Origin of the sequence: Streptomyces brasiliensis (assembly GCF_014647875.1) — a bacterium.
Classification (GTDB): Bacteria; Actinomycetota; Actinomycetes; order Streptomycetales; family Streptomycetaceae; genus Streptomyces; species Streptomyces brasiliensis.
This window is the reverse complement of the sequence record NZ_BMQA01000003.1, coordinates 381,950-392,625: the sequence shown is the minus strand read 5'-3', so window position 1 is coordinate 392,625 and position 10,676 is coordinate 381,950. Positions and strand designations below refer to the sequence as shown.

Here is a 10,676-nt window from a genome sequence, read left to right as displayed (position 1 = left end):
CGATGGTACTGCAGGGGGGACCCTGTGGGAGAGTAGGACACCGCCGAACAAATTTTGAGAGGGTTGGGTTCTGAACTTCGGTTCGGAGCCCAACCCTTTTTTGTTTGCCGTAACTTGACGTTCACGTTCCGCGCTCAGCATCCCCGTATGGGTACTGCTGCAATGCTGAGGGCCGCCGGCGTCGGAGTCGGTGACGAAGTCGTCGTTCCGGCCTTCGGGAACGTGGAAGTCGCCGAGGCCGTGACACTCGCCGGCGCGATACCGGTGTTCGCGGACATAGATCCGGTGACATACTGCCTCGACGCGTCCTCCGTCGACGCCGCCATAACGCCCCGTACCGCGGGCGTCGTTGTGGTCCACCGCTTCGGACGGCGCGCCGATCTCGGGCGGTTGCACACCCTCGGTCAGCGGCACGGGCTGCTGGTCTTGGAGCAGGGCGAGTCCGAGGCGCCGTACGACGAGGTCGCCCAGCGGCGGCAGCGGGCCGCCTATCTCGACGCCAAGCTCAGGGGCGTGCGCACGCCCGACGGCGGGGACGGGCACACCTTCCAGCAGTACGTCGTGCGTGTGCCGGGCAATGGCCGGCCGGACCGGGACGCCTTCGCACGGGCCGTGCGGACCAGGGGAGTCGAGTGCCGAGTGCCGGTGAAGACGCCCGTGCACCGGCTGCCGGAGTTCCGGCGCTGCGTGTCGCTGCCGGAGACCGAGCGGGCCGCCGACGAAACGCTGGCGCTTCCCGTGGACTCCTCGCTCACCAAGCGGGAGATGCAGAAGGTCGTGTCGGCGTGCAATGCCCTCGGTGGATTGCTTCAGCCCGCTTTCTGAACGGGTTTGGGAACGCGGCTCCGTTCGGGGTATGATTTCTTTCGTTGTCGCGGGGGAAACCTCGAAAACGCAACAGGCCCCTATAGCTCAGTCGGTAGAGCGTCTCCATGGTAAGGAGAAGGTCAACGGTTCGATTCCGTTTGGGGGCTCAGCCAAAAGGCCCCACCCATCCGGGTGGGGCCTTCGTCGTGTGCCCGATCTCGCTCCGCTTCCCGTCCTAGTCCTTGTGCAGACCCGGGACCCGCATTGCGAGAATCGCCATGTCGTCGGACGGGGCGTCCGATGCGAACCGCTCCACCGCCCGCATGATGCGTGCCGCGACCGCGCCCGCCGTGAGGCCCGTGCAGGTCGTCAGGACGTCGGCGAGACCGTCGTCGCCCAGCATGCGGGTGCCCTCGCGGCGTTCGGTCACTCCGTCCGTGACGCACAGGAGGACGTCGCCCGGGTCGAGGGTGACCGTCTGCTCGTACAGCTCGAGATCCTCGATCACGCCGAGGAGCGGCTGCGGTTCGGCCGCCGCCTCGACCGTGCCGTCCTGGCGCAGGCGGAGGGGGAGCGGGTGGCCGGCGCAGACCACCTTCAGCTCCGCGCTGCCGTCCTCCTGCGGGCACATCTCGCCGTAAAGGAGCGTCAGGAAGCGGCTGCGGGCGCCCTCGTCGAGAATGGCCGAGTTCAGACGCTCCAGGACCGCCGGACCGGTGAGGCCCTCACGGGCGAGCAGGCGCAGGGCGTGCCGGGCGAGGCCCGTGACGGCCGCCGCGTTCGGGCCCGTACCGCAGACGTCACCGATGGCGAAGCCGTACACGCCGTCGCGGATCGGGAAGACGTCGTAGAAGTCGCCGCCGACCTCGTTGCCCTCGCCCGCCGCGCGGTAGATGACCTCCACCTCGACGCCGTCGATCTGCGGGAGGCCGGGCGGCAGGAGGCTGCGCTGGAGCGACTGGCTGATGGCCGTGCGCTCCGAGTACAGGCGGGCGTTGTCCAGGGCCAGGGCGGCCCGGCGGGACAAGTCCTCGGCCAGTTCCAGGATTTCCTGCCGGAAGTGTTCGTCGGTCGGTTTGCCGAGCGTCAGCATGCCGATGACGCGGTTGCGCGCGACGAGCGGGAGGACCACGGTCTCGCCGCCCACCGCGGACGCCGTGGCGAGGGTCGGGCCGATGCCCGAGGAGATGTGGTGCGCGGGGCCGCCGGTGAGGCCGAGGCTGCGCATGGAGGTACGCAGGGCGGCCTGGTGCGCCACCTCGGCGGGGGCCGTCCAGACGCGGGCGCCCGGGGTCGGTACCGGGTCGGGCGGCGGCATCTTCGACAGCAACGACTTGATGCCGTCGATGAGGTCCTCGTCCTCGTGCAGGACATACGAGAGATACGGCTCCGAGGCCTGGTCGGCGATGGTGTAGACGGCGCACCACGTGGCCAGGGTCGGCACCGTCATCTGGGCCATCAGGGCCAGGGTCTGGTCGCGGTCCAGGGTGCCGGCCAGCAGGTCGGAGGCCTCGACGAGGAAGCTCAGCGAGCCGCGGCGCAGCCGCTCCAGCTCGCCGAGGCGGGCCGACTCGACGGCCAGGGCGATGCGGTCGGCGGCGAACTGGAGGCGCAGGGCCTCCTCGTTGGAGTAGCGGGTCGGTGCCTCGGCGGCGACGCCGAGGGAGCCGGTGAGGCGGCCCTCGACCTTCAGCGGGACGGTGACGACCGAGCGCATGCCGGTACCGCTGAGCAGCGGTACGGCGCCCGGTACGGCCGTCAGGTCGTCGTGGACGGCGGGCATGCGGGCCGAGCCGTAGCGGCCGGGGCCGGCCTCGACGGGCACGCGCGCGAAGCGCTGGCGGGCGGAGGGCAGGCCGGTGGAGGCGCGGACCTCCAACTCCGTTTCGTCGTCGGTCGCGAGGAGCAGGAAGGCCGAGTCGCCGTCGAGCATGTCGCGGGCGCGCTCCACCGTGCGCTGCAGGAGGCCGTCGAGGTCGTCCGGGGCCGGCGAGCCGATGAACACCTCGAAGGGGTCGGCGCTCTGGCCGTCCGCCGATGCGGCGGTGTCGGAGGCAGGCACGCGCAACGGCGTCTGGAGCACGGCGCGTTCGTGGTCCCTGACCAGGAGGCAGACCGTGGAGGGCTCACCGCCGGTGTCACGGACCCTCAGATGCGAGGCGTACACCGGGGTCACGCGGCCGTCGGCGCCGCGGATGCCGTAACTGCCCTCCCAGCGCGAGAGCTGGAGCGCCTCGGCGATGCCAGTGCTGGTGCCCGGGGTGTGCGGCCAGGCCGCCAAGTCGGTGAGGGGCTTGCCGGTGACCTGGTCTGCGGGGTAGCCGAAGAGGTCCCCGGCGTCCTCGTTCCACGCCGTGATGGCGCCCGTGCGGTCGATCTGGACGACCGCCACGCGGACCCGGCCGTCGGCCAGCGGCAGGAGGGCGGCCGGGAGGGACGGACCGGCGGTGCGCGTGCCCACCGGGCGCTCGGGGAGGTCGAGTCGGAACCAGACGTTCTTGTGCGTCGGCGTGTACTCGACGCCCCAGCGGGCGGCCAGGGCGGCGCAGAGCTGGAGGCCGCGGCCGCCCTCGCGGTCGGGGCTTCCCATGTTGACGGCCGAGCCCTGGAGGGGGACCTCGCGCTCCGGGTAGCGGTCGGCCACCTCGATCCGTACGCCGTCGTCGGCGCGCAGGCACAGCACGTCGGCATGGGTGCCGGCGTGTACCACCGCGTTGGTGACCAGCTCGCTGGTCAGGACCACGGCGTCGTCGACGATGTCGGCGAAGCCCCAGCCTTGGAGCGTGTCGCGGACGAAGGACCGGGCGGTCGCGACCGATCGTCCGACGGGCTCGAAGGTGGCGGCCGCGCGCGCGGTGATCACAGAACTCCTCGACCTGTTGTCGGCATGCAGGACTCCCTGGCCGGCCAGGTCCTGCCGCTGCTGCGGCATGCGCTTGCCCGTCGGCCCGGGGTCCGGGGTCTGTCCCCCGGGGATCACTCCGGTGGTCATGGTCTGCGGCCGCCCCTCCGATGCCCGCTCGTGCTCGTGCCACCGCCCAGGCCGGACGGACCGGTGCGGCTGGACAGCCGCATGCAAGGTTACTTACCTTCGCCGTCCGAGCGGGTGCCGGTCGCCGGTGTTTACGCCCCCGGGGTGTGCGGACGATGTGCGAAGCTGCCGAACTGTTATGGCCTGGTTCGGCAGGGGTGAAACACTGGGCAAGCTTCTTGTGAAGGTCCGGGCGGGCCGGGTGTGATCCGAGTACTGCGGGCAGCAGCCAGTGGTGTGGCCGGATCCGGACCGGCGGAAACGTCCGGCGGTCAGCAGCAGTAACCGGTGTCTGGTACGCCGAAGAGAAGTACCCGAGCACGGCAGTGACGGTCGACCCCTGCGGGAGGGACACAGTGGAGTCTGGCGCGGCGACGCGGGGCGCTAAGACGCGCGCGAAAGGCGGACAGTCCCTGAGCAGGCAGCGGGGCGGGACCACCGTGGTGGACACGGCGGCCCTGAACCGGCTGCTGGTGGCTCTCGTGGCGATGCGCGACGGGAACTTCCGCAAGCGGCTCACGGTGTCCGGGGACGGCGTGATGTCGGAAATCGCCGCCGTCTTCAACGAGGTGGCGGACCGCAATCTCCATCTCACGGGTGAGTTGTCCCGGGTGCGGCGCACGGTCGGACGTGAGGGAAAGCTCACAGAACGGCTGGAAACGGGTGCCTTCGAGGGCTCCTGGGCAGCCGCCATCGAGGCCTCCAACGCCCTGGTCGACGATCTCGTACGGCCCGTGTCCGAGGTCGGCCGTGTGCTGACCGCGGTGGCCGAAGGTGATCTGTCGCCGCGCATGGAGCTGCGGACGCAGGCGCCGGACGGGACCGGGCATCCGCTGCGGGGCGAGTTCCTGCGGGTCGGACGGACCGTCAACAATCTGGTCGACCAGCTCTCGACGTTCACCGACGAGGTCACGCGCGTGGCCAGCGAGGTGGGCACCCAGGGCAAGCTGGGCGGTCAGGCCCGGGTGCGCGGAATGTCCGGTTCGTGGAAGGACCTGACGGAGTCCGTCAACACGATGGCGAACCGGCTGACCGCACAGGTCCGGGACATCGCGCTGGTGACGACCGCGGTCGCGCGGGGTGATCTGTCGCGCAAGGTCACCGTGCACGTGGCCGGCGAGATGCTGGAGCTGAAGAACACCGTCAACACGATGGTGGAGCAGCTGTCGTCCTTCTCCTCCGAGGTGACGCGGGTCGCCCGTGAGGTGGGCACGGAGGGCATCCTGGGCGGTCAGGCGCAGGTGCCCGGGGTGGCCGGCGTGTGGAAGGAGCTCACCGACTCCGTCAACACCATGGCGGGCAACCTCACCGCCCAGGTGCGCGGCATCTCCCAGGTCACCACCGCCGTCGCCAGTGGTGATCTGTCGCAGAAGGTGACCGTCCCGGCGCGCGGTGAGGTCGCACAGCTCGCGGAGACGATCAACCAGATGACCGAGACGCTGCGGATCTTCGCCGACGAGGTCACGCGCGTGGCCAACGAGGTCGGTGCCGAGGGACGGCTCGGCGGTCAGGCGAACGTGCCGGGCGCGGCGGGGACGTGGAAAGACCTGACGGATTCCGTGAACACGGTTTTCCGGAATCTCACCACGCAGGTGCGGGACATCGCCGCGGTGACGACGGCGGTGGCCAGCGGTGATCTGTCGCAGAAGGTCACGGTCGACGTGGCCGGCGAGATGCTCGAACTGAAGAACACCGTCAACGGGATGGTTGATCAACTGTCGTCGTTCGGTGCCGAGGTCACGCGCGTGGCCCGGGAGATCGGGGTCGAGGGTGAGCTGGGCGGCCAGGCGCAGGTCGCCGGCGCGGCCGGTACGTGGAAGGACTTGACCGACTCCGTCAACACCGCGTTCCGCAACCTCACCGGTCAGGTCCGCAACATCGCGCAGGTGACGACGGCGGTCGCCAACGGCGACCTGTCGCAGAAGGTCACGGTCGATGTCTCCGGCGAGATGCTCCAGCTGAAGAACACCGTGAACACGATGGTGGACCAGCTCTCCAGCTTCGCCGACCAGGTCACGCGGATGGCCCGGGACGTAGGCACCGAGGGCCGGCTGGGCGGCCAGGCACGGGTGGACGGCGTCTCGGGCACCTGGAAGGAGCTGACGGACTCCGTCAACTTCATGGCGGGCAACCTGACCTCCCAGGTGCGGCAGATCGCGCAGGTGACGACGGCGGTGGCCCGCGGCGACCTGTCGCAGAAGATCGACGTCGACGCCCGTGGCGAGATCCTCGAGTTGAAGAACACGATCAACACGATGGTCGATCAACTGTCCGCCTTCGCCGACCAGGTCACCAAGGTGGCCCGCGAGGTGGGCACGGAGGGCCGCCTCGGCGGTCAGGCACAGGTGCCCGGTGTGGCCGGTGTGTGGCGCGACCTGACCGACTCCGTGAACGGCATGGCCGGCAACCTCACCGCCCAAGTGCGCAACATCGCGCAGGTCGCGACGGCTGTGGCGCGCGGTGACCTGTCGCAGAAGATCACCGTGGACGCGCGCGGCGAGATCCAGGAGCTGAAGAACACCCTGAACACGATGGTCGACCAGCTGTCGTCGTTCGCCCAGGAGGTCACGCGCGTCGCGCGCGAGGTGGGCACGGAGGGCATGCTGGGCGGCCAGGCCGAGGTGCAGGGGGTCGCGGGCACCTGGAAGGACCTCACCCAGTCCGTGAACTTCATGGCGAACAACCTGACCATCCAGGTGCGCAACATCGCCGAGGTCACGACCGCGGTCGCCAAGGGCGACCTGTCCAAGAAGATCACTGTTGACGCGAAGGGCGAGATCCTTGAGCTCGTCACGACGGTCAACACGATGGTCGACCAGCTGTCGTCCTTCGCCGAGCAGGTGACCCGCGTGGCCCGCGAGGTGGGCACCGAGGGCATCCTGGGCGGCCAGGCGCACGTGCCGGGTGTCACGGGCATCTGGAAGGACCTCAGCAACAACGTGAACCTGATGGCCAACAACCTGACCATGCAGGTGCGCAACATCTCCCAGGTCTCCGCGGCCGTCGCCAACGGCGACCTGACACGGCAGGTGACCATCGAGGCGCGGGGCGAGGTGGCGCAGCTCGCCGACACCATCAACACCATGGTGAAGACGCTGAGTTCGTTCGCCGAACAGGTCACCAAGGTGGCCCGCGAGGTGGGCACGGACGGCATCCTCGGCGGTCAGGCGCACGTACCGGGCGTGGCCGGCACCTGGAAGGACCTCACCGAGTCCGTGAACCAGATGGCGTCCAACCTGACCGGCCAGGTGCGCAACATCGCCATGGTCACCACGGCCATCGCCAAGGGTGACTTGACGAAGAAGATCGACATTGACGCCCGTGGTGAGATCCTCGAACTCAAGACGACGATCAACACGATGGTTGATCAGCTGTCCAGCTTCGCCGAGGAGGTCACCCGGGTCGCCCGCGAGGTGGGCACCGAGGGGCAGCTCGGCGGCCAGGCACGCGTGCGTGACGTCGACGGCACCTGGCGCGACCTGACGGAATCCGTGAACGAGATGGCCGGGAACCTCACCCGGCAGGTGCGTGCCATCGCGCGCGCGGCCACCGCGGTGACCCGCGGCGACCTCAACCTGAAGCTGGACGTGGACGCCGCCGGCGAGATCCAGGAGCTGCAGGACTACATCAACAAGATGATCGCCAACCTGCGCGACACCACGATCGCCAACGAGGAGCAGGACTGGCTCAAGGGCAACCTCGCCCGCATCTCCGCCCTGATGCAGGGCCGCCGCGACCTGGAGGACGTGGCGTCGCTCATCATGAGCGAGCTGACGCCGGTGGTCTCGGCGCAGCACGGCGCGTTCTTCCTGGCGATGCCGCTCGTCGACGGCAAGGACATGAGCGCGGAGGACGAGGAAGCGTACGAACTGCGCATGCTCGGGTCGTACGGCTACTCGATGGGCTCCATGCCGACGTCGTTCGGGCCCGGTGAGGGCCTGATCGGCACGGCTGCCGAGGAGAAGCGCGCGATCCTGGTGGAGAACGCGCCCAGCGGCTATCTGAAGATCTCCTCCGGGCTGGGGGAGGCCCCGCCCGCACAGGTGATCGTGCTGCCGGTGCTGTTCGAGGGCAAGGTGCTCGGCGTCATCGAGCTGGCCTCCTTCGCGCCGTTCACCCAGATCCAGAAGGACTTCCTCAACCAGATCGCCGAGATGATCGCGACCAGCGTCAACACCATCTCCGTCAACACCAAGACGGAGCTGCTGCTGAAGCAGTCGCAGGAACTGACCGAGCAACTCCGGGAGCGGTCGGCCGAATTGGAGAACCGGCAGAAGGCGCTCCAGGCGTCGAACGCCGAACTCGAGGAGAAGGCGGAGCTGCTGGCCCAGCAGAACCGCGACATCGAGGTCAAGAACACCGAGATCGAGGAGGCGCGGCAGGTCCTGGAGGAGCGCGCCGAGCAACTCGCCGTCTCCATGCGGTACAAGAGCGAGTTCCTGGCCAATATGTCGCACGAGCTGCGCACCCCGCTCAACTCGCTGCTGATTCTGGCCAAGCTGCTCGCGGACAACGCCGACACGAACCTGACGCCCAAGCAGGTCGAGTTCGCCGAGACCATCCACGGCGCCGGCTCCGATCTGCTCCAGCTGATCAACGACATCCTCGACCTGTCGAAGGTCGAGGCGGGCAAGATGGACGTCTCGCCGACGCGCATCGCGCTCGTCCAGCTCGTCGACTACGTGGAGGCCACGTTCCGGCCGCTGACCGCGGAGAAGGGCCTGGACCTGTCGGTACGGGTCTCGCCGGAACTGCCGGCCACCCTGCACACGGACGAGCAGCGGCTGCTCCAGGTACTGCGGAACCTGCTGTCGAACGCGGTGAAATTCACCGACTCCGGTTCGGTGGAGCTGGTGATCCGGCCCGCCGGCGCGCACGTTCCGGTGGGCATCAGGGAGCAGTTGCTCGAGGCCGGTTCGGTCAGCGATCCGGACGCGGCGCTGATCGCGTTCTCGGTGACCGACACGGGCATCGGCATCGCGGCCAGCAAGATGCGGGTCATCTTCGAGGCGTTCAAGCAAGCGGACGGCACAACCAGCCGCAAGTACGGTGGTACGGGGCTCGGGCTGTCGATCTCGCGGGAGATCGCGCAACTGCTCGGCGGTGAGATCCACGCGCAGAGCGAGCCGGGACGAGGCTCGACGTTCACGCTGTATTTGCCGCTTTACCCGAGCGAACTGCCGCCGCAGGGTTATCAGCAGTCCCTGCCGGCGTTGGCGGTGGGCGAGCTGCTCGCCTCGGAGCACCAGACGTCCGAGCTGTCCGACGTGGAGATCGAGACTCCGGCCGAGGTGAAGTCGTACCAGGAGACGCAGAACGGGGCGGCGGCGCTCTTCCGGCGCCGCCGCCGCGGCGCTCCGGCAGCCGAGCAGTGGCCGGCAGCCGCCACCGCCGAGCAGGTGGCGGCACCGGAGTCGCACCGCGGGGTGCGGTTCGGCGGGGAGAAGGTGCTGATCGTCGACGACGACATCCGTAACGTCTTCGCGCTGACCAGCGTCCTGGAGCAGCACGGCCTGTCGGTGCTGTACGCCGAGAACGGACGAGAGGGCATCGAGGTGCTGGAGCAGCACGACGACGTGGCGGTCGTCCTGATGGACATCATGATGCCCGAGATGGATGGATACGCGACGACGACGGCGATCCGCAGGATGCCCCAGTTCGCCGGTCTGCCGATCATCGCGCTGACCGCGAAGGCCATGAAGGGCGACCGGGAGAAGGCGATCGAGTCCGGAGCCTCCGACTACGTCACGAAACCGGTCGATCCCGATCACCTGCTGTCGGTGATGCAGCAGTGGATGCGCGAGGAATGAGAGAGGCGAACGACCTCGGCGTGAACGTTACGGGAACCTTCGGCGGGCGCAGGGAGTTGCTGACTCTGGGTGCCCGGGGCCGTGTAGAAGCGCGAGATTCCGGGAACCTTCTGGTCTCCCGCTGCGTTTCTGCTACGTGCACAGTGACATCGCGGTGACAGGGTGTGGCGACGGGCGGGGTGCGGCTACCATGACCGGCACAAGGACGGGCGGCGAAAGGGAGTCGTCCCCTGGGGCGGCGCCCGGTGTACCGCCGGGGCGAGGAGGGCGGGCCATGGTGCAGAAGGCCAAGATCCTCCTGGTCGATGACCGGCCGGAGAATCTGCTGGCGCTGGAGGCCATCCTCTCTGCGCTCGATCAGACGCTGGTGCGGGCATCGTCCGGGGAGGAAGCGCTCAAAGCACTGCTCACGGACGACTTCGCGGTCATTCTGCTGGACGTCCAGATGCCGGGAATGGACGGTTTCGAAACCGCCGCGCACATCAAGCGGAGGGAACGGACCAGGGACATCCCGATCATCTTCCTGACCGCGATCAACCACGGTCCGCACCACACCTTCCGGGGCTACGCCGCGGGCGCGGTCGACTACATCTCCAAGCCGTTCGACCCGTGGGTGCTGCGCGCCAAGGTGTCCGTGTTCGTCGAGCTGTACATGAAGAACTGCCAGCTGCGGGAGCAGGCGTCGCTGCTGCGGCTCCAGTTGGAGGGCGGCGGCAAGGGCGCGGTCGGCCCCGGCAAGGAGCCGGCGGGACTGCTCGCCGAACTGTCCGCGCGTCTCGCGGCCGTCGAGGAACAGGCCGAGGCGCTGTCCAAGCAACTGGACGACGAGTCCGCGGACGCGGCGGCGGTGGCAACGGCAGCCCATCTCGAACGCAAACTAACGGGGTTGCGCCGCGCGCTCGACGCCCTGGAGCCGGGCACCGCTGGCGGTGCCCCCACAATGCCGTCGCAGAACTGACGTCCGCGGGGAGGGCAGTTGCCCATGAGCGCGCGTCAGTTCCGCGCCGGAGCAAGGGCGACACGAACGG

Annotated in this window: 4 protein-coding genes and 1 tRNA gene; 4 read left to right on the top strand and 1 reads right to left on the bottom strand. The window is 68.9% G+C overall.

Annotated elements, in window-relative coordinates:
* Positions 1-162: 162 nt before the first annotated feature.
* Together IEZ19_RS07690 and IEZ19_RS07685 are read left to right on the top strand one after the other, a co-directional pair.
* Complete coding sequence (locus IEZ19_RS07690) at positions 163-825, top strand: DegT/DnrJ/EryC1/StrS family aminotransferase (RefSeq protein WP_189310334.1); 663 nt, start codon at positions 163-165, stop codon at positions 823-825.
* A 76-nt stretch (positions 826-901) separates the two neighbouring features.
* Positions 902-974: transfer RNA gene (locus IEZ19_RS07685), tRNA-Thr, on the top strand.
* A gap of 68 nt (positions 975-1,042) precedes the next feature.
* Here IEZ19_RS07685 and IEZ19_RS07680 read toward each other — a convergent pair.
* On the bottom strand, positions 1,043-3,799 hold the full coding sequence (locus IEZ19_RS07680; RefSeq protein WP_189310307.1) for a SpoIIE family protein phosphatase: 2,757 nt from the start codon (positions 3,797-3,799) through the stop codon (positions 1,043-1,045).
* 395 nt (positions 3,800-4,194) lie between these two features.
* Between IEZ19_RS07680 and IEZ19_RS07675 the strand changes: the two genes are divergently transcribed.
* Positions 4,195-9,648, top strand: coding sequence for a HAMP domain-containing protein (locus tag IEZ19_RS07675; RefSeq protein WP_189310306.1), 5,454 nt, complete (start codon positions 4,195-4,197; stop codon positions 9,646-9,648).
* Between the two features lie 274 nt (positions 9,649-9,922).
* Complete coding sequence (locus tag IEZ19_RS07670; RefSeq protein ID WP_189310305.1) at positions 9,923-10,606, top strand: response regulator; 684 nt, start codon at positions 9,923-9,925, stop codon at positions 10,604-10,606.
* The last annotated feature ends 70 nt before the right edge of the window (positions 10,607-10,676 follow it).

Bases quoted from the DNA above. Each gene is read 5' to 3' on its own strand.
- IEZ19_RS07690 (WP_189310334.1), top strand. From the start codon at position 163: ATGCTGAGGGCCGCCGGCGTCGGAGTCGGTGACGAAGTCGTCGTTCCG.
- IEZ19_RS07680 (WP_189310307.1), bottom strand. From the start codon at position 3,799: ATGACCACCGGAGTGATCCCCGGGGGACAGACCCCGGACCCCGGGCCG.
- IEZ19_RS07670 (WP_189310305.1), top strand. From the start codon at position 9,923: ATGGTGCAGAAGGCCAAGATCCTCCTGGTCGATGACCGGCCGGAGAAT.